The sequence below is a fragment of the Idiomarina rhizosphaerae genome (assembly GCF_024159085.1).
Lineage (GTDB): Bacteria > Pseudomonadota > Gammaproteobacteria > Enterobacterales > Alteromonadaceae > Idiomarina > Idiomarina rhizosphaerae.
In genome coordinates, this window is sequence record NZ_JAMZDE010000007.1 from 119,264 (window position 1) to 139,145 (window position 19,882).

Here is a 19,882-nt window from a genome sequence, read left to right on the forward strand (position 1 = left end):
TTTCCCTACCTATTTAAGTTATATCGTCAATCAGCCCTGTGAGAGTTCACTTCCAAACCGAGTTTGCAGTTTTAACAATAAATCGTCTGCGCCTGTCAGTTCCCACTCAAACCAGTTATTCCATTCCAGCAACAACTTATGCTCGTATAAAACCAGTTCATACCGGTCATAATCGATGCCTTTATCAAAAGCTAGCGGGCTGTACTGAGATTTTATCTTCCAGCCTTCAGAGCGAAGGGTTTCAAGGAGTTCATTCCCTTTACTGGTAGTGAATTGAATTTTCATCAAGCTGACCAAGCTCCCAGCCTACAAATTTAACGCCAAGCCCATGTTCTTGTTCCCACTTAGACCAGAACCCCATACCGAATTCACCGGGCCCTTCAGAGTCCTGAATAAACAGTGTCTGATATATCAGTAATGGAGCTAATTCACGTATATCGCTAATTACCGGAGCCAGCTCATCGGGGTTTTCACCCCAACTCCCAACGGCCCGGCGATAACTGAATAATGACGCGCGATATTCTGCGTAAATAGCCTCGGCAACAACCGAATGAATAGCCTCTGAATTGTTTAAATAGCCGTTTAAGGTTTCAAGCTGAATTGGGCTCGGCGAACTTCCTTTCTGAATAAAGCAAACTTCCACCTTTGTGGTAACTCCGAGAAAAGACAGATTTAACTCGCCTATCAAAAGGTCGTCTTCTCTTTTAAGGTTTTCATTCCAAGCCACTAAGTCCATTGTCGAGCGCTACCCTTTAATTTGAAACCACCAGGACAAATACGGATATTCTTCTAAAGCTTCCGGTGGCGGTTGCTGTAAAAAGCCATGCCCCGGGTCAAGATCAAGCGCCCCGGTTTCCTGAACAATGTCTCTAATTGCATTAATGGATGCATCCGACTTAGCCTCTTCCAGCTGCGCCTCCTCGTTAAAAGACCATAAATATAAGCCTAATGCCGAATACCACAGGCTGATTAATTCAGGGTTATTCTGCTCTTTTGCCTCAACAATGACTTCTTTTGCCATATCCTGAATAGCCATTTCCACCGGCGGCAATGCATCGTCGCCCGTCAGCAAGCCGGCTTCGACAAACTTCTGCCAGAGCGGTGAGCCAGCATCGCAATATAGGTAAGGTGGTTCAATGTAACCGACAGTAGGGTTCGTCTCGCCGTTCCACTTTTCTTCAGGGTGAAGTCCAACAAAAGTAAACTCGCGGACGCTATCGAAAAAGGCTTTATGCGCGGCGTAGTCAGGGTGTTGAGTGAGTTTAAATTGGTAAACAAAGTTGTGTTTCAACAAAGTGTCAATAACACGAAGATGAGTGAAACCAGTATCCCAACATTCCTGAAATTGATAGAGGTTCCAGAACAGCGAGCGCAGTTCCTGGCTCGTCTTTGTGTTCGACTGAGCCAGACAGTTAACCGACGACTCAACAAGGTCTTCAAACTCGTGCATCGACATGGGACATTTCCTTATTAGTAATAGCGCGGATCTTCACAATACAGCTAACGGAAGAAAACTTACTATGCACCTTCCATTGGCACCGTGTTGTCATTTTGTAAACTGAGTTTACCCAACTTAATACCCAGCTCCAATACGGGTGCCGACACCTTTACAGAAACTTAACCCTAAGTTTCTACATAACTGCCTGGAGGAACTAACGTATGCGACGAGCGCCCTCGTCCATTCCTGTCACTCTAAACTTCTTTCCAAGAGGAGCTCTGACAACGGGGCTTGATATCAATTCATCACCACAATAAATCAGCATACTTAAACCAATATGGTCAGCACTTGCAGCTTCCCATTTAGCAAGAGCGTGATCAGCCACTTCTATTGTCCATTGAACCGTATTATTGTCGGTAGTTGCATTTAACGAACTAAGGTCAGAACGCTCTAACAGTATGGTATCCGGAGCTCTCTCACTCTTTGCTGGTAAATATAAGTTAAAATCACAGTGCTTTTCTTTGTGCTCTATCTTTTTTTGTTCTGCTCTATCCTCTGCGACCGCAGTATCGTCCGCATACGTGAAGCTAGTTACCAACACAGCAAGAATCAGAGGGTATTTAAAGTCGGCCAAGTTTTGCTCCTATTTTATATGCAATTTAGCAGAGGATATACGCTGCCACCTAAAGTACTTTTCATGCGCTAATGCCAACATGGGTACGTCTTCTTCGGTATCACCATAGGCAAATATAGTTTCAAACGCGGACAAATCGAGGGTGCTTTTAATCGCTTTTACCTTATTATCCAGACTGCAGTCTCCGGAGACATAACGCCCTGTCAACTTATTGTTTTTAAGCTCCAGTTCACTGCATATGAACTTAATACCCAGAGCCTTACACCAAAAAGATAAATATGAATTTAACGATGCTGACACCACATAAATTTCGTCGCCACGCTCTTTATGCCATTTAATTTTTGCAAGCGCTTCTTCTCTCATAACACTCGGGAGGTAGTGCGTAGCAAATTCTTTCGCTGACTTTAAAACTTCAGGCTCACGACGATTCCAGAATACAATTCTGGATAACGCAGGCCTCGTTCGTGAGGCTTTTAAAAGCCCCAGTTTATAAAGAATAATAATTGGTGAGGCTAAAATCAGAGTTGCTATAACGCGGTGCTTAGGGGTTGCGTAAAACAGGAACTTTGTGTAGGTGTCCTGGTTAGTTATTGTGCCGTCAAAGTCAAAGAGGGCTAAGTTCATTGAGTTAGGCTATCCCGAATCCACTTTCATCAATCAATTTTTTGCAAGTTTGGCTCTAAAGCGTTGTCACGATAATCTAAATACCGTTGAAGCAATCACCGCGCAGTTATTATTCGAAGGCTTCATCTAGACTCAGCTCTTTGCTGCTTAGAGTCTTTTCAGACAACTTGACCAACTTAAGTAAAGCCATGATTTCCTGCTGAAACTCGTAATCAGAATATGATTGCACCATATAGGCGGGCTTACCTTTTTTAGTTACCAGTAAGTCTTCTTCTAGCTCAAGCGAGTTAGCATGCTCTTTTAAATAGGTAACCGTTTCCGTTTTCATAACCAACCTTAAAAGGCTTTTTCAAGACTGTTTCAACTGTAGCAGGTTACGAATTAACCTCAAACCCAAACATTGTTCTTCGCCTTAAGCTCACCACCGGCTTCACCTGTATTGATAACGCCACTTGGTTCAATCAGGAGTACCTGGCATTCGCTCTCGGCAAAGGGTTTATGCTCTACACCTTTAGGCACCACATACATTTCGCCTTCCGCTAGCTGCACAACGCTATCTCTGAACTCAATACCCATTTTTCCCTTGAGTACCAGAAAAACTTCATCAGTATCTTTATGATCGTGCCAGACAAACTCACCCTGAATTTTAACGACCTTAATTTGATAGTCGTTCATTTCAGCAACCACCCGCGGCGACCAGTGTTCAGAAAACTTACTCAATTTTTCGGCAAAATTAATGACCTTTGATGACATTGATGTTCCCTTTTTTTGGCTGTTCCATAGCTACTCAGCTTCAATTGCAACAAGCACACTATCGATTACGCGGTCTGGATCGGCTTATGGGTTGGCCGCTACTGAACACTGCATGCAATGCTCAATCTTTTCAGCAATACCTTTCCTACCTCAGGCCAAAACGCAATTATACGTACGGCGTTTTTCTAACTGAGTCTTAAAACCTATATTTTAATCCAACTTGATAATTAATCGGTGCGCCAGGCATTGTCCAGAGTGCAGAATAAGAGCTCTCGTAATAATGTTCGTCGAACAGGTTATCAATATTAACTTTTAACGAAAGATCATCGCTCAACGCTATATCGCTAAAGAAACGAACCAAGCTATACGATGGTAAAATATAATTCGGATCGATAGTTTCGCCAAGCCTGTCACCGACGTAATTTGCACTTACACCGACTAACGCCTGGCGTCCGAATACTGACAAGTCATGCTGCAGGGTAATATTCGCAGTATTTTTTGCGATATTAATTAAACGACTTCCCGCTTCAATCTGAACGCCCCAATCGCTATTTACTACATCATTTTTAGTGTACGCATCGGTATAAGCATAAGCCAGGGACAAACTTGTATCTTTACTAAGGTTCGCAAGTAAATCCAGCTCGACACCTTTACTCTCTGCCTCGCCTAATGGCGCCGAAAAACCAACATGTTCCATATCTGTTGTCAAAATATTACTTTTTTGCGCTTTGAAAAAGGCGAGTGTACCGGTAAATGAACTCTTTAACGCAGACCATTTAACACCCACTTCGTACGATTTACTCTGTTCGGGGTCAAACGCTTCATTGTTGTAGCTAATACCTGAGTTCGGTCTAAAGCCTTCAGAGTAACTGGCATATAGATTAATTGAATCGTTTGCATTATAAACGATACCGAATCTCGGGCTCGTTGCTGTTTGCTCCTGTTTCGTAATACTACCTGTCAAATTATTACTGACATCTTGAGAAAATTTATCAATACGAATTCCAAACAGAGCTTTCCAATCTTTGTTGAGGTCGACTTGATCTTGAACGTAAGCGCCTACCGATTGCTGTTTATCGGTTTCATTTCGAAGCGGAGACATATCCGGAGCCTGTTGCCCATATTCAGGGTTAAATAAATTAATTGAATATGTTGTATCATTTTCACCGAAAGCCGTACGCCATCTGTTTTGTACTTTATCCAGTTGATAATCGTAAGCATCGACACCAACCAAAATATGATGCTTTAATTGCCCTGTCGTCAATTGACCACTTAGTTCTAGCCTTCCCGATAAGTCACTAGCGTCGAAGTCTCTATCAACCCGAAGGCGGGTAACGGTTTCACCATCAACGTAAAGCAGTTGTCTTCCGGCAGATAAATCGACTTCCGTGCCGAATCCTTCAAATGAAGACTCGCGAAAACTTAATCCAGCCTGAAGATCCCAGTTTTTGTTTAATTCATGCTGTAACACAAGCTGATGACCTAATGCTTCTATGGTCATATTACCGTCATCCGGCTCACCTAAAAAGCGTGATACCGGAACCGTATCGAAGTCATTATTTAAAACCACAACCCCACGATCAAACGGAGTATCCTGATCTAATATTTCAAGCTCATAACTAAGGCTGGTATTGTCATTAAATTGGTAAATAAATGAGGGTGATAAGTTGATATCTTTTGTTTTCACGGTATCACGAAAACTTCCGGCATCCTCATACGAACCATTTATTCTAAAAGCCGCATTCGAATTAATGGCATTGGTATAATCACCTTCCAGACGATATGTATCGTAATTACCGCCCGAAACTTGCAAATAGCCGTACTCATAAAACTGCGGCTTCTTGGTAATAATATTAATAGTCCCTCCGGGCTCACTCCGGCCATATAAAGCGGACCCTGGACCTTTTAATACTTCAATACTTTGAATGTTGGCAGTATTTCTCCGGCCACTAAAACCGCGCCCGGCATTAAATCCATTGACAATGTAGCCTGAAGGAAGGTTTTCATCTCCAGCAAATCCACGAATCGCAAAACTGTCCCACATGCCACCAAAGTTATTTTGTCTAATCACACCACTAGTAAAATCCAGAGCATTCTGGAAATCGTTAATACCAGCGTCATTTAGCAGCTCACCAGAAACAATGCTAACTGCCTGAGGAGTTTGGTTAAGAGGAACATCACCACGATATGGTTGTTTATGATGCACTACCTTAAGTGTTTCAATATCAGAAGAAACATCTTGCGCACTAACGTGAAATGCAAGTGAAATGGATGTAGCTAATAAAGTACGACAAATTGCAGAACTCGTTTTCATGCGACCTTCTCTTTATTTATCCGCAACAAGATTTAAGAGCCGCATAAGATATCACACGAAAAGCTTAATGAGAATGATTTTCAATTCTAACCATTATATTGCCGTTACTTGCTTTCCAACAACTCTCGTAACGCCGCAGGAAGCACCGCACGCGATTTTTTGGTAATAGCTTTTTCATGCTTTTGCCAGAGAATACCTAAGTAAATAATCCCCAAACCAATAGCCGTTAAAGCGGCCGGAAATAGCCAGCTGTCCTGGAAAACGTCCTGAGCTAAGTAGCCAAGATAGAAGCAACTGCCAAGAGCTCCAAGTACCACAAATACCCGGCGAACCAGTAATACACCAACACCTATCATCAGAAGGTTTACGCAGAAATAGACAAATTTTGACAGTTCACTGTCCGATTCCATAAAGGATAGACCGCCCCAAAAAGCCAAAGCACCGAAGATATAAATCCAGAAAGCATAGTCGGCGGTATCGCGCGAACGAATGTCCACCCAGAATGCAAGACCTATCATTAATAACCCGGTGTACAGCGATACGAATTTTCTTAGTTCCCAACTGATGTCACCGCCAGCAATCATGACGGTAATATCCATAGTCATATACCAAAGTGTCACAGCTATAGGTATAACTAAAAACGGATATTTGTACTTCCACGCCATAATAACACCGACAGCCAGGGTAGCCAGTTCCATGTATATCCAGTGCCACTTTATGTACCGGTGATACTCACGATAGACAGTTTCGTCGGGCCACACTCCCAACCATTGCTGGAGGCCATAAATAGCCAACGGCGTTAAGCAGACCACAAAGGTGGCACAGATTCCTGCGGGAATAGATAAGCTTTTAGCGGAGAAAACATGAGTAAGCTTTAAGCCAATAGCGGCATAAAGAACAGATATCAGAACAATGCCGGCACCACCGAAAGATTCCCACCCCAGGTTCATAAACAGCGTCATTGCGCCAATAGCAATCAGCCCGCCCAGATAATACAGCACATGATTAAAGGTAAATTGCGGCTTGTCCTGATGTTGCTCTTTAATGAACTCAAAAAGAGCGTCGGCTTGCGAAGCAGAGATAATGTTTTTATCCGCCGCCTCGCTTAAGTTCTTCCTTGTAATGTTCATAGTCCATCTCTTGTTTATCCAGTTTATTCACGGAGTTTCTGAAACCGTCCCTCTTATTACTCTTTGTTCATGACGCAATTCGGTCATACAAGTATTCAATGAGTCGTATACTGCACACAAAAGGAATGCGTTTTCATCCTCTTCTTCCAGTCCCAGTCCGGGTAAAAGAGTATTCTTACAAACTCGTCGATCTGACCGACTGGAAAAATACACCGAGAAATAAGAATAAAGCGTATCCCTGTAGCGTTTAAATTCTTCCATGTTACTCAGGCGATCAGCCATCACATCAATAATACTATTCATAGTCACAAGTTTAGGAAAGTCACTAAGATTATCCTGGCCACTAGCTCTCAACTCCTCAGCCGCTAAAGAGCACTTCTCTAATGTGGGTATCAGAGTGCGACTCACTTTTTTTACATTTCCTTCCAGTTCCTTGTTAGAAGATGAAGAGCCGCTATAGAGAGAGAAATCACTTGAAACATCCTCGGAAAACTTCAGGTCTGACGCAGACCCCGCAAGGGCAATAAGCAGAATTTGTGAGTAAATTCTCTCGCTCTGCTCTTCTGTGCGTGGTCGTATCGACATTAAATAAAGTTGGTCTACCAATTCCATTCCCGGCGGGCTTTCCAGTGATTGCCCCAGCTCAATAATCTCAGTCGGAGTCATACCGTGCACAATGTCACCTACCTCTTTTACTGCATAAGGCAAGGGCCGAAATACTTCCCCATGGGACCGATCAATCACCATCAGGTTCAACGTTTGTATCATAGCTTCGTAGTCGGCTTTAGTCGTCGTGTAAGAAAGCTCGTCCAGCGACTGTGCTAATTTTTCATGAGAAGTTGTATCCAGAGTGGCACCCGGAGAACTCTGAGCATAAGACTGAGGCGTAAAGCCAAGAACGCCTATCAAGAACGCTCCGAACATAAGCTGAGAACTGCATTTTAAAGCAGCAGACATTAATGTATCCGATAAAAAATTAGGCATCTTCAGCCTCCAGTTTTCCAGCTTCACACTCTATAACTTACATCTACAATCGGATTACTGCCGCTATTACTTTATTTCAGAAAGCAGTTCAGGGTTCGTTACTAAGTTTCTTACCCCATGAGCATGGTCTTCTTCAAAGACATTACCTTCGCACCAGTCACCCACCGACTCAATATCAACTTTGGCGACTTTCGGGCGAACGCTCCAGGTAACCTGAAACGGCGAGCCTTTTTCATTATAGTTGGGTCCGGTAGTTGAACCTGCGTATTCAACTGGCGTTCCGGTGTCCTCCGGAATATTCACTGCCTGATATAACCCGTCAACCAATTCGTGTTCGTTGAGCTCGCCAAAATCACCGGCGTCGTCATCATTCACCAGCACAAAAACCTGCGCTTCTACTCGCAACTGCGGGTTAACAACAGCATCGTTAAAGCACGCACCCAAGGTCGAACCTGGCTTTATCTTAGCGGTTGAATAAACGTAATGAACTTCAATAGTGTCGCCTGAATAAAGGCTGCCGTGCTCGCTTGGGCAAACGTTCGAATCCTCTGGTTCTAGTTCATCCTCAGTTAACTGCCCTGAATATTCATAACCAGTAAAATAACCTTTTCCGTCGCCGTTCCCAGCGTATTTTGTAAATTCACCGCCTTTGTGCTCGGCATTCTTGTGGAAATGAATATTGCACAGGCTCATCTCAGAAGACTCTGGTGCCTCGTTAAAGTTAAGAGTATTGCTACCACTAAAAGAGTCAATGTCACGCGGTGACTGGGCCCAAACCCTTTCCCCTCCGTATTTTCCGCCAGGTTAAGCCGCTGTTGCTCAATAACTTTATCCGACGCTTCCTCATGAGCACCCGACTGGTCATTCTCGGCGGCAACACTCAAGGGTAATACAACTAAGATTCCCAGCGTAAAAAGGTTATTCGTTTTCATGGATTTACTCCTCAATGAGAGTGGTATCACCCCAAATTCCGCGGTGACTTGGTATTCCATCTGCTAGAATAGTCGCTCACATCTGTATGCATTTCAATATATGGAATGATAGCTATGATTTTATTCTCTATTCTGGTCGCACTCCTCGGCTTCGCCTTAACGGCAGGTGGCGTCTACCTGCTCACACTTGGCGGCAGCCCCTACTACCTTCTGGCGGGTCTGGTCTTACTATTAAACGCCTGGCTTGGTTACAAACGTCATCCGTTAACCCGCACTTTGTTCACTGTATTTCTGATCCTCACCATGCTGTGGTCATTGTGGGAATCCGGTTATGACTGGTGGGCATTAGCGCCGCGCATAGGTTTATTTTTGGTGCTGGCCATACCTTTGCTGTTTTCCAAAGAGGCAGACAACGGCGGGCGCAAAGTATTGCTCCCGGTCTGGGCCGTTCTTGCGCTAATGACACTGGGCAGCCTTATGGCAAACCCACATGACTTATCCGGAAAGCTCGATACGCAAGTAGACAGCGAATCTCCTAAACTGGGCAACTCTCCGGAAGACAGTTGGTACGCTTATGGCCGGACTAATATGGGTCAGCGTTATTCGCCACTGGATAAAATCACCACCGAAAATGTGGGGCAGCTGGAAGAGGTCTGGCGTTACCGCACTGGTGATATGAAAGGCCCTAAAGACGTGGGTGAAACCACCTATGAAGCAACACCATTGAAAATTGGCGATACGCTTTATTTGTGTACGCCGCACAACTGGTTAGTCGCACTGGATGCCAACAACGGCTCTAAACGCTGGGTATTTGACGCCAAAGTGCCACCGGAAAGTCAGCGCCAGCATCAGACCTGTCGCGGTGTGTCCTATTTGCCACCCAGCTCCGGTGAAGCGCCGTCTGCTGAAAAGCTGGACATAGCAGCCGAAACTCAGACTCCGGTGCAGTGTGACGCAGAGCTCTTTTTGCCAACTTCCGATGCCCGTTTAATTGCAATTGACCCGACCACAGGCGCACGCTGTGCAAACTTTGCCGATAACGGTGAACTGGATTTAACCCACAATATGCCGTTCAAACAAGCCGGTTACTATTACTCTACGTCGCCGCCAGTTGTAGCGAATGGCGTAGTGGTAGTTGCAGGCTCGGTAAATGACAACTACGACAAAAACTCACCTTCCGGCGTTATTCGTGCCTATGACGTAAAAACTGGCGAGCTGGTATGGAACTGGGATTCCGGTAACCCGGATGAAACCGCTCCTATTGCCGAAGACGAAGTTTACACTACCAGTTCTCCTAACAGCTGGTCGGTAGCCAGTGCTGATGAAGAGCTGGGTCTTATTTACTTTCCTATGGGGAACCGCACCCCCGATCAGTTGGGTTGGTACCGCTCTGAAAATGAAGAGAAATATTCCAGCTCTGTGGTTGCGCTAAGCCTTAAAACCGGACAGGTAGAGTGGGTACAACAATTTGTTCATCATGACCTGTGGGACATGGATACCCCTGCCCAGCCGGTACTACTCGACTTAGATACCGTAAGCGGAAAACAGCCGGCTCTTGTGGTACCCACTAAGCAAGGCGATGTGTACGTGCTGAATCGTGAAACCGGCGAACCTATATTTCCGATTACCGAAAAATCAGCACCTCAGGGAACGGTGGCTCTGGATAATGCCTCGCCAACACAGCCAATTTCAGCGCTGACCTTCCGTCCACCCACCATGACTGAAAAAGACATGTGGGGAGCGACACCGCTGGATCAGATGATGTGTCGTATTCAGTTTAAGTCACTGCGCTATGAAGGTCAGTACACGCCGCCATCAGAACAAGGCACACTGGTATATCCGGGTAACTTCGGGGTCTTCAACTGGGGCAGTGTTGCAGTAGACCCAAAACGTCAGGTTATGTTCGGTATGCCTTTATACCTGGCCTTCACACAAACGCTGGTTAAAAAAGACGGCTCCGACATGGGTCCGGCGAACCAGGGAGAGCAAGGTCTGAACTCAAACGACGGCGCGCCTTATGCCGTAGATATGAAGCCTTTACTTTCTCCGCTAGGTGTCCCCTGTCAGCAGCCACCATGGGGCTACGTGGCCGGTGTTGACCTGAAAACCGGCGAAACCGTATACAAGCATAAAAACGGTACTGTCCGTGACCTGACACCGCTTCCGCTGACAATTAAAATGGGCGTCCCCGGTATTGGTGGCCCTGTCATCACCGAAGGTGGTCTGGTCTTTATGGCAGCCGCTGTCGATAACTACCTGCGCGCTTATGACTTATCCACCGGTGAAGAACTTTGGCGTGCACGTTTGCCAGCTGGAGGACAGGCCACACCAATGACCTATTTGAACAGCCAGGGTGAACAAATGGTGGTTCAGGTAGCCGGTGGTCACGGCTCTATAGGCACCACCATTGGCGATTATGTGATTGCCTATAAACTCAAACGCTAAATATCCATTGCCAATGAAGGGAAAAGCCTAGCGGCTATAAGAAAATACTGCCAGTCGATTCCCTTCACTGTCCTCAAAACCAAAGCCCCTTGGAGCCCAATCATTAACGGGCTCAGGGATAGCTCCAAGGCTTGGAATTAGAGTAAGAAGATGTTGATGAAATCGTTCCAAATCATCTGTTTCGAAATCAATAACACTGTGTTCCGTGTTAGTAAATGTTGATTTAAATTTCAATCTAAATGAATCATCGGTCTTTACCAAAAGAATTTTTGCTGAAGATTCGACAACTGCTTGAGGATGAAGCATCGCATGCCATTCGTCGGACCAGACACAATCGTACCTCAACGCCTTTTTATACCATTCGATTGCTCGTCGCAGATTAAACACCGGTATCTCAATCGAGCCAATACATATTGTCGCCGAATTAATACTGCTATCCATCTTTTCCTCCTTAGAATTAATTGGTTCCCTCTTCATTAAGAGCTTTCAATGCTTTTTGTAAAAACGTCAAAGTTTCATTTTTAAGCCAAGTACCTCGACATAGTTCAGGTTCAGACATCTGTACTTGACGGATCTCAGCCTGTGTTTCAGGATCAGATCCGGCATACCCCACAAATATTGACTCCCATTCCCGCGCTGCGGATAGCCCTTCTTCACTTTCCGGAGGAATCCCTTCTTCAAGCATTTGATGAATACGGGCAAGAAGAAATGGCCACCGTTTCATCTGACGGGGATAACGATCAGCTAAGTAGGAGTATACTGAGGGCCTCAGATGCTGCTTAAATATAGCTTGTTTATGATTCAAAAATGCCTGTTGAATAAAAGTAATTTGCTCATTATCAACGCCTAAGTAGGTCTGCAGAGCTTCTTCTCTCTCGGCCATTACGGTAATTTTCCTGAGAAGTTCGGGATTACCGTCGGTATCCTGCTCTAACTGTTCCATCCAGCGTACAGCGAGATCCCAGCTTTTTGGATCGGTGGGCGGAATACCTTTCTCACGTAAAACTCTAAGCTCCTCCAACAATTGCCGCCAACGAATTTTGGTGGCTCGTTGACGAGTATAAAATCTCAATTTTTTTAACTCATCGCGAGTAAAATAACGCTCATAAGCGCAAATGAGTTCCAGAGTTTCCAGAAAAGTTTCGGTGTCAGGTTCTTCATTCTGCTCTAATAACTCCTGCATGCGCCAGAGCTTCTCCCGCAAATCGATACCGGTAGTAATTCGTTGGTTAACAGCCGCGAGGTTATCTACAACTAGAGCTTTAATAGAATAGTTATTGCCGCCATTAAGGAGATCTTTTATTTCCGTTAAAGTAAGCCCTAAATTCTTCAATAACTGAATTCGTTGCAACCGAATGATGTCAGCTGAGGTATAAAGACGATAGCCAGCGTCAGTACGCGACGACGGTTGCAACAGGCCAATCTCATCATAGTGGTGCAATGTCCTTACCGTAATACCTGCACGTTTGGCTAAAACCCCAGCTTGCATGCCACCGGAACCTACCGGACTGTTCATCCTATCTCCTCCCTACAGATTCGAATATGTTTAATCCTAAAGCTGCGCCACAATATAGCGAAAACCACCACCAGCAATCTGTAAGCCGTCTTTACGACGGGAAAAATACCTTTGATTCAATTCACTTGAACCAAAAGTACGGACTTGAGGAAACCCCATAATCTTTAATTCCTTTTCAAAATGGGTCGGATCGAACTGCGAACGCCACGGCTCACCCATTGCAGAAAAAACCTCTTCAGAAACTTTGACAATTGCCTGCTCAACCACATTCAATAACTCGGTTTTCACTCGATAATCAAAAATTAGACTCGAGCCTGGTGCTAGTTCTAATATCTGCGACAATAGTTGTCGAACTTGCTCTGCATTTAGATAAGGAATTAGTCCAAGGCAACTGATTGCTACAGGCTTACTTTTATCAAACCCATATTCAATCAAGTCACCAACCCAATTTTTTCGGCTTAGATCGGAAGGGACAAAATGTAAATTTTCCGGTACTTTAAGCCCTGACATCGAAAGCAAAGATTGCTTGTGATTTAACATTTCCGTACGGTCGATCTCGAATAAGTTAGCTCTGGGCAATTTTGTTCCCTGAGATAGACCAAAACTATCAAGGCCTGCACCAAGTAATAATACTTGCCTAACGCCGCTGGCAATCGCAGCACTTACATACTCCTCGGCCAACAGAGAGCGGGCAACGATCCCCGCCCGCATTGAACGAGAGCCAGGCTCGTTATACTTATAGGGATCAGCAATAACAATATCCTTCAGTTCAGGTCCCAAAATAGGCAAAGCTAAAGGGTCATCAAGAACTATTGGTTCATCTAGTAACTGATGTATTGCTCTGGCAATAGCGACAGTATGTGCCGAATCCTGAAAGTGAATTTTTCGCATTCCTTTTCTCCTGCTCCATAAAAATTACAGAGCTTAAAGTCACACGCAACGTAAGGGTCAACCGCTTTTTTTATATGCATATCAACTTCAACTTTTTTATAGAATCAAAGCAAAACACTTAAAATTCTAAACAAATCCGTTTGTTCGTCAGCCTTTATTTCCCCCGAATAATTGACAAAAAATCTCAAGCAAGTTTTAACTTAAGCATCTTCGGTGCTAATACGTTTTCCGTAACGCCAACTGATAATAGCGGGTACAATAATGATTAACGGGGCAAACGCGATAAAAACGGTTAACACAGGAAAACTTTCAAACGGAATAAAAAACGTCACAATACCAAGTAAAACAAGCGGCACCGACCAGAGGATAAATTGCTTCCCTCCATAAGCGTTAATTTTGTACCAATTTTCTTCAGACTTAAATGCGCTACGAGTTCTTATTCCATAAACTGCGTTCATCTTTACTTTTCCCAAAACCAAGGGAATAGCAAGAGCAATCATCAAAGCGGCAGTCAGAATATTAATTATGCCAAGAATAACGCTTGAAATATCCACTTTATTCCTCCTATTGAGAGTTATTATTTGTGCATTTATATGCGTTTCCGAAAACTGTTGCGCTAAATGTTCCCCCGACACCATCGCTGTTATTACTTTGACTTTGATTTTGGAGAACGACATAGTTAGCCCCTAGCTTTAATGCATTGTTACGGAGCTCATTTCTGGCTCCCTGCATCAAGTTTTTGTCTGATGTAATATCAGCAGTAATAACGTTTCCCTGGGCGCCACTAACCTCCCCCAAAAACTGGCATCCGGATGGCACCGGGTTACGCGTTAACAGTACCTTTTCAGCCCCCGCTATCATCGGTTTAGATGCGCATCCAGTTAATGCAATCAAAAAGAAAAACGTGACGATAGTTTTCATTTTTTTCTCCTAAGTAGAGTCGAATTTCGTATAAAAGGTTAAAACAAAACTTCATGCTCTTCCGCTGTTGAATTAGGCTTATCAGAACTTGTAGATGTAACCAAAAAACACATTATTTTCGGCAGAGCGGCCAATCAGCGGACTGTTTTTTATTTCCTTTGCCAGGCTTGTAACACTGAAATCTAAAATCAAAAGCTTATTCTGGCTGAACATATAACCAACCCGCGCTCCAACTTCCATATTGATAGCGGCCTCTCCCTTATAGAGAGCTCGATCAGCGTTCACTTCGTTTGCCTGAACGCCATAGTAGTAATCAACATAATTATCGTCGTGCCATTCGATTTCGACACGCGGACTGAATGTATATTTCTTAGCAAAGTGCCAGGTTTTCTCAATACCCAAATTAAAACGAAGGCCTTCGCTGTCCCCGGCAACTTCACTCAAAAATTCTGCGCTAATATTAGCCAAACGACTCTTCCACTTTACTCCTGCACCAGCCCAGAAACCGCCTTTCCTATCTTCCATACCCTCAAGAATCCAGGTATCACTCTCGTCATAATTATTAATACCGACCCTACCAATAAGACTAAAATCAAGCCTGTTGAAATTGCTAATCTCATAGCTTGGAAGCCTTAACCTCAGTTCAGGACCTGCTAACCGAATATATTGATTTTCAAATGTTAAAACAGGGACACCTAGATTCTTACGTTCGACATCTATATAAGCTTTTTGCTCGCTGTACACCCCTAAGCCCAGCCCCCAAGATGAATTAACTGTTTCCCGTTCTATTAATTGTTCTGCACCAACAGGCAAAGCACTTCCCAAAATGAGCAGTAAAATCGTTACTTTAGTAAATACAAATTTGTAATATCGAAATAATAACCTGCAAGCCTCAAAAACTAGTGATGGCATAAACATACTCCCTGCAAAAAATATTGACGCATCTTCATCATCTTTAACTTCGTAAAGCAGATTAAAACCATACGCTACGTGAGGGTCAACGGTCTTTTTTAACTGGAAACAGGTTGTTATTTCGGACGAATTAAAGTTCTGGAATATACTGCCGATAACACTTGCAGGAATAAATTTTAACCTTCTGGAGAGAGTGCCATGCCTATATCTTTATACACGAAGACCGCCTCTTCCAGTGTGCCTTCGGTTAGTACTAAGCCACCCAACACAACAACGAATAGCAAACCTGAGAGCGACAAAACCAGTAGCAACGCCAGTTTTTATGTTGACCTGTCGCCTTTCGTTAAAGAACTTACCTCTGCCTCTGAAAAAGGGGAAAGTTCCCTGCTTTCTAAGAAGGAAAAAATTGACGAAAGTAGCCTTCCCACAGGGCTAAAAGACTTACTAAAACGGATAGCGGAGTACAGAGAAAAGATTAAGGAGAAACAGCAGGAACTGCAGGATGTTATGAACGATAGCGCCCTGAGCGATGAAGAACGCAAGACTCGTATAGACGCTCTGCAAAAGGAAATCAGTAGCTATAATACCGCACTTAGCCAGGCTATGCTCCAACTCAGCGAAACGGTTGATCAAATGGACTTAGATGACAAAGCAGTTGCGGAAGTGATGTCCTTGGTTATGTCCTAAAAATGATTGTCTCTGGCATTCAACTTTTCTTCTCTTGCAATCTAACCAGCTGACTTCCGGGGTGAAAGAGCTTCCAGGAGAACCAATATTCATCGGAAATAGCCACAGGAACCAGGTTCGATTCTATTTCGCCTTTTATAAACTTACCGCGAACATTCCATATCGTTCCGCTTTTTGTGTCGCAAAGCGTGCTATTAGCACCGGGTTCAATACTCACCGACTCTCCCTCGACTGAGCTTTTAAATCCAAGAATAGAGCCGTTCACAGCGACAAGCACAACACCTAATTCTTCGTTGTTAACCACGCCCTGCTCTAATAACTCGTCTTTAAGGTACACAACTTGCGGGTTAGCGATTTTATCGGTAATGCCCACCATACGCGTTCGTGGCGAAAAGGTATTATCCCGGTTTTTTGATGCAAGCCCTGGGGTCAAACCATTCGCTATAACCTTGTTCCAAAGGCCCTTAACGGGAAGCTCAAACGCTTTAAAGTCCTGCTTTGTTACTCTAACGACCTTAGGACAGAGGTTTAGCTTTTTCACCTCACTCCAGGTTAAAACCTGAAACGGGATCATTGTTAGCGTATACGGGTGTAACTTGCCAATAACAGATTCACAACTGGCTTGCTGGAAAAAGGTTCTAGTTTTTTTGTCAGCCACAATCATATTCGCATTTTTAAACGAACCGACAAACAAAGGGCCAATATCGGTGATATCGAAAGGAATAATACTGTGGCACATGGCGCAATAAGTTAACGCCACCAGTTTGTCGTCGAGACGATCATTAATAATGTGATGATGTATTACATAGTCCAGCGGGTACGCCTTAGTAACATCATTGTACTCAATAACAGCCAACTCCATGTTGTCCTGAAGAGGAAGCTTCAGCGGATCATCTGTCATAGCGGGGAAATCCACAGCTTTAAACACGTTTTCCTGATGCATTCGATGCGCTAATACAACGGCCAACGCCATTAGGATAATAGGAAACAATGTCCACAAAGGGAACTCACCCACTTGCCAGGTAATTAACAAGGAGGCAACGATACCGGCAGCAAACACACTCCAGGTTATAGGCTTTCTGATGAAGTAATGATAATACGACCACTGAACAGGAAACGCCTGAATAAGCGTCATGTAAATAGCAGCAGATCCCACTGCCAAAGACAAAACAGCGAGTGCATAAAAAATAAATACCATAGCGTTCTCTCAGTTAGAGCAAAAAACGGTACATGCCATTACCGAAGTAAACACCATCTCATTGAGTAAAGCCATAGCGGCAATAGCTCCCCCTTAAACGAAATTGATAATAATTATCATTAACATTATACTAACCTCCCAACATTTTCTACAGGCGAGGATAAAAAGGTGATAACTCAGCATTTAAGAAAATCCCCTCTTCACATAGCAGTGTTACTTGGCATAGGCGCTGCCTCAGCTGCTTTGCCGTCTTACGCGCAAGAAGAAAGCAATAAAAGCGAAGAAATGGAAAGAATTGAAATTAAAAACTCTTACACAACACGTGTTATGGATTACTCCACCGGGCTTAACCTTTCTCTTCGAGAAACCCCTCAGTCTATGACCGTAATTACCCAGCAGCAGATTGACGATTTAGCAATAACAGAAATTGCTCAGGCACTACGATACACCACAGGCATTAACGTCAACCGAGCCGAAACTGATCGTATATTCCCGACCGCACGAGGATTCTCTATTGATAACGTACAATTTGACGGTGCTAATGTGCGGGGTGCCTACGGTGGCGTTGAAGGAGACTTTCTTTCTGACATGGCCGTTTATGAGCGTGTAGAAGTGATTCGGGGCGCAGCAGGTTTACTCCAGGGTGCGGGCAATCCATCAGCCGCTATCAATTTAATTCGTAAAAAGCCAACGGAAGATCTGCGCTCTTCTATTAACATTAAAGCTGGCCGATGGGATTTAACCCGAGCGGAAGCCGATGTTTCTTCAAGTCTGGGTTTTGACGATAAGTTACGGGGACGCTTTGTTGCGGCTTATCAGGATGCCGGTTCTTACATGGACAGTGTAGAGCGTGATAAAACGATTCTTTACGGTATTCTGGAAGCTGACATAACGCCCTATACCGAAGTCAATTTCGGAGTCGACTACCAGAAACATCATGTTGATGGGATAAGTTACGGTGAGCCCGTACCTTTATATTACAACGACGGTACACGTACTGAACTCCCCCGTTCCAGTAATACCGGAAGTGACTGGACGTATCGTGATCGTAATCGCAACATTACGTTTGCGTCTCTGGAGCACCGGTTTTCAAACTTTTGGCAATTTGATTTTTATGCCAGCCATATTGACGGGCATTATGATGACAAAAGAATGTATGTAACCGGATTTCTTGATCGGGATTCCGGCCTCGGACTTGGAGCCAGCCCCAGCTCGACCAGAGGTGACTGGAATCAGTATACCCTGGACTTTAGGCTAAGTGGTCCGTTTGAGCTTTTAGGACGCCAACATCAAATGGTTGTTGGCTGGAACAGTAACCTTGAAGAAAATGACCGAAGCAGACGACCTGCACTGTCACCAGTTGAGCCATGGAGCTTTTACCAATGGGAATCTGTCCCTGAACCAGAATTTGCATCGGCATCTGACTATATCTGGGGCTGGGAAACCAAACAAAGCGGATTTTACAGTGGTGCGCAATTTGACTTAGCGGAGCCTTTGTCCCTAATTGTAGGACTTCGCACCAGCTCATGGTCGCATGAAGAGTACAACTACACTCCCGAGGCTATGAGCTCCCCTGTCATCGCGGTGGATGAATCTGACTCGGGTGTTATTACCCCATACGCAGGTATTGTTTACGACATTAATGATCATTTCTCCACCTACGCCAGCCTGACCGATATCTACAATATTCAAACTCAAAAAGATCGGAATGGTAATTTGCTTGACCCTGTGCACGGCGAAAACTATGAAATAGGTCTAAAAGGTGAATTTTTTAACCAACGGCTGAATTTTTCAACCGCTGTATTTCAGGTTAAACAAAAGAATGTCGCTATTCCGGATATTGAAGTTATTGTTAACGGTCAGCCAGAACAGCGCTATAAAGCTGAAGACGGCGTAGAAACAAAAGGTTATGAAGCTGAACTCTCAGGTGAACTTATGACCGGACTTCAAGTTTACGCCGGTTATACACACCGGGTAGCCCGCAACAATGAGGGTGAAAAAGTCAGCCGCCAGGCGCCTGAAGATATGGTAAGAATAACCAGTTCTTATAGCTTTGCAGAGAATTTGCCGGGGTTTACTCTGGGTGGCGGGCTTCGTTGGCAGAGTGAAGTATTTCCGTCAAGAAACCAAGGTGTGGGCCCTAATGGTGAAATTCCCCGTCAGGAAAGTTATACGGTTGCCGACCTGTTTGCCCGCTATCAGATCTCTGACAGCCTTACTGCGTCATTAAATATTAATAACCTTTTTGATAAGAATTACTTTGAAAGTGTCGGCGTATACAATTACGGTTCTTATGGCGAACCACGTAATATCAGTGCCAGTGTGCGCTGGGACTTTTAATATATTATTGGCCTTTATTATCTAAACAATGGATATAGCCCCGCTATTACCTATGGTAGCAGGGCTATATGTAGACTCTCTGGTGTGTTGATTTTATCTTTACGCCAAACTATTGATTCAGATCAAGCTATTCAGCGAAACAAAGGAACACAATAATAGAATA

Annotated in this window: 20 protein-coding genes and 1 pseudogene; 3 read left to right on the top strand and 18 right to left on the bottom strand. The window is 44.2% G+C overall.

Going from position 1 to position 19,882, the window contains the following annotated elements:
- Positions 1-30: 30 nt before the first annotated feature.
- The 11 genes and pseudogenes from NJR55_RS08195 to NJR55_RS08245 form a co-directional block, all read right to left on the bottom strand.
- Positions 31-285 carry a hypothetical protein gene (locus NJR55_RS08195; protein WP_253619479.1) on the bottom strand — a complete coding sequence of 85 codons (255 nt, stop codon included), beginning with the start codon at positions 283-285 and terminating at the stop codon, positions 31-33.
- Positions 260-736 carry a DUF6985 domain-containing protein gene (locus NJR55_RS08200; protein ID WP_253619481.1) on the bottom strand — a complete coding sequence of 159 codons (477 nt, stop codon included), beginning with the start codon at positions 734-736 and terminating at the stop codon, positions 260-262. The genes NJR55_RS08195 and NJR55_RS08200 overlap by 26 nt, the downstream gene beginning before the upstream one ends.
- 9 nt (positions 737-745) lie before the next feature.
- Positions 746-1,456: a hypothetical protein gene (locus NJR55_RS08205; RefSeq protein ID WP_253619483.1), complete on the bottom strand. Its 711-nt coding sequence runs from the start codon at positions 1,454-1,456 to the stop codon at positions 746-748.
- Positions 1,457-1,652: 196 nt separating this feature from the next.
- Positions 1,653-2,072, bottom strand: coding sequence for a SecDF P1 head subdomain-containing protein (locus NJR55_RS08210; RefSeq protein ID WP_253619485.1), 420 nt, complete (start codon positions 2,070-2,072; stop codon positions 1,653-1,655).
- A 9-nt stretch (positions 2,073-2,081) separates the two neighbouring features.
- Positions 2,082-2,696, bottom strand: a complete 615-nt coding sequence (locus NJR55_RS08215; RefSeq protein ID WP_253619487.1) for an HAD-IB family hydrolase — start codon at positions 2,694-2,696, stop codon at positions 2,082-2,084.
- Positions 2,697-2,805: 109 nt separating this feature from the next.
- Entirely contained in the window at positions 2,806-3,024 is a 219-nt protein-coding gene (locus NJR55_RS08220; RefSeq protein ID WP_114981441.1) for a type II toxin-antitoxin system Phd/YefM family antitoxin, read from the bottom strand.
- A gap of 59 nt (positions 3,025-3,083) precedes the next feature.
- On the bottom strand, positions 3,084-3,449 hold the full coding sequence (locus NJR55_RS08225) for a cupin domain-containing protein (protein ID WP_253619489.1): 366 nt from the start codon (positions 3,447-3,449) through the stop codon (positions 3,084-3,086).
- A gap of 196 nt (positions 3,450-3,645) precedes the next feature.
- The gene (locus NJR55_RS08230) at positions 3,646-5,763 is read right to left on the bottom strand and encodes a TonB-dependent siderophore receptor (protein ID WP_253619491.1); all 2,118 of its coding nucleotides are present in this window, start codon (positions 5,761-5,763) and stop codon (positions 3,646-3,648) included.
- A 104-nt stretch (positions 5,764-5,867) separates the two neighbouring features.
- Positions 5,868-6,893 (bottom strand): DUF2157 domain-containing protein, encoded by a 1,026-nt coding sequence (locus NJR55_RS08235; protein ID WP_253619493.1) that lies wholly within the window; start codon positions 6,891-6,893, stop codon positions 5,868-5,870.
- 27 nt (positions 6,894-6,920) lie between these two features.
- Positions 6,921-7,877, bottom strand: a complete 957-nt coding sequence (locus tag NJR55_RS08240) for a hypothetical protein (RefSeq protein ID WP_253619495.1) — start codon at positions 7,875-7,877, stop codon at positions 6,921-6,923.
- A 66-nt stretch (positions 7,878-7,943) separates the two neighbouring features.
- A pseudogene (locus tag NJR55_RS08245) lies at positions 7,944-8,809 on the bottom strand (delta-class carbonic anhydrase).
- Between the two features lie 114 nt (positions 8,810-8,923).
- Between NJR55_RS08245 and NJR55_RS08250 the strand changes: the two are divergent.
- The gene (locus NJR55_RS08250) at positions 8,924-11,254 is read left to right on the top strand and encodes a glucose/quinate/shikimate family membrane-bound PQQ-dependent dehydrogenase (RefSeq protein ID WP_253619496.1); all 2,331 of its coding nucleotides are present in this window, start codon (positions 8,924-8,926) and stop codon (positions 11,252-11,254) included.
- Positions 11,255-11,281: 27 nt separating this feature from the next.
- Here NJR55_RS08250 and NJR55_RS08255 read toward each other — a convergent pair whose 3' ends face one another.
- The 6 genes from NJR55_RS08255 to NJR55_RS08280 all read right to left on the bottom strand — a co-directional run bounded on the left by NJR55_RS08255 (position 11,282) and on the right by NJR55_RS08280 (position 15,494).
- Complete coding sequence (locus NJR55_RS08255) at positions 11,282-11,695, bottom strand: VOC family protein (protein ID WP_253619498.1); 414 nt, start codon at positions 11,693-11,695, stop codon at positions 11,282-11,284.
- 16 nt (positions 11,696-11,711) lie between these two features.
- Complete coding sequence (locus tag NJR55_RS08260; protein ID WP_253619500.1) at positions 11,712-12,770, bottom strand: MerR family transcriptional regulator; 1,059 nt, start codon at positions 12,768-12,770, stop codon at positions 11,712-11,714.
- A gap of 36 nt (positions 12,771-12,806) precedes the next feature.
- Positions 12,807-13,661 carry a class I SAM-dependent methyltransferase gene (locus NJR55_RS08265; RefSeq protein ID WP_253619502.1) on the bottom strand — a complete coding sequence of 285 codons (855 nt, stop codon included), beginning with the start codon at positions 13,659-13,661 and terminating at the stop codon, positions 12,807-12,809.
- Positions 13,662-13,861: 200 nt separating this feature from the next.
- A complete protein-coding gene (locus NJR55_RS08270) occupies positions 13,862-14,215 on the bottom strand; it encodes an SdpI family protein (RefSeq protein ID WP_253619504.1) in 354 nt (117 codons plus the stop codon).
- Between the two features lie 10 nt (positions 14,216-14,225).
- Positions 14,226-14,582 carry a DUF4156 domain-containing protein gene (locus NJR55_RS08275; protein WP_253619506.1) on the bottom strand — a complete coding sequence of 119 codons (357 nt, stop codon included), beginning with the start codon at positions 14,580-14,582 and terminating at the stop codon, positions 14,226-14,228.
- Positions 14,583-14,663: 81 nt separating this feature from the next.
- Positions 14,664-15,494, bottom strand: coding sequence for a MipA/OmpV family protein (locus NJR55_RS08280; RefSeq protein WP_253619508.1), 831 nt, complete (start codon positions 15,492-15,494; stop codon positions 14,664-14,666).
- A gap of 198 nt (positions 15,495-15,692) precedes the next feature.
- Here NJR55_RS08280 and NJR55_RS08285 point away from each other — a divergent pair, with 198 nt between their 5' ends.
- Positions 15,693-16,181: a hypothetical protein gene (locus tag NJR55_RS08285; RefSeq protein WP_253619511.1), complete on the top strand. Its 489-nt coding sequence runs from the start codon at positions 15,693-15,695 to the stop codon at positions 16,179-16,181.
- A 19-nt stretch (positions 16,182-16,200) separates the two neighbouring features.
- Here the strand turns inward: NJR55_RS08285 and NJR55_RS08290 are convergent, their stop codons facing one another.
- Positions 16,201-17,379, bottom strand: coding sequence for a DUF3179 domain-containing (seleno)protein (locus tag NJR55_RS08290; protein WP_253619513.1), 1,179 nt, complete (start codon positions 17,377-17,379; stop codon positions 16,201-16,203).
- Positions 17,380-17,547: 168 nt separating this feature from the next.
- On the opposite strand from NJR55_RS08290, the gene NJR55_RS08295 reads away from it, so the two are divergent.
- Positions 17,548-19,719 (top strand): TonB-dependent siderophore receptor, encoded by a 2,172-nt coding sequence (locus tag NJR55_RS08295; protein WP_253619515.1) that lies wholly within the window; start codon positions 17,548-17,550, stop codon positions 19,717-19,719.
- Positions 19,720-19,882: the final 163 nt, after the last annotated feature.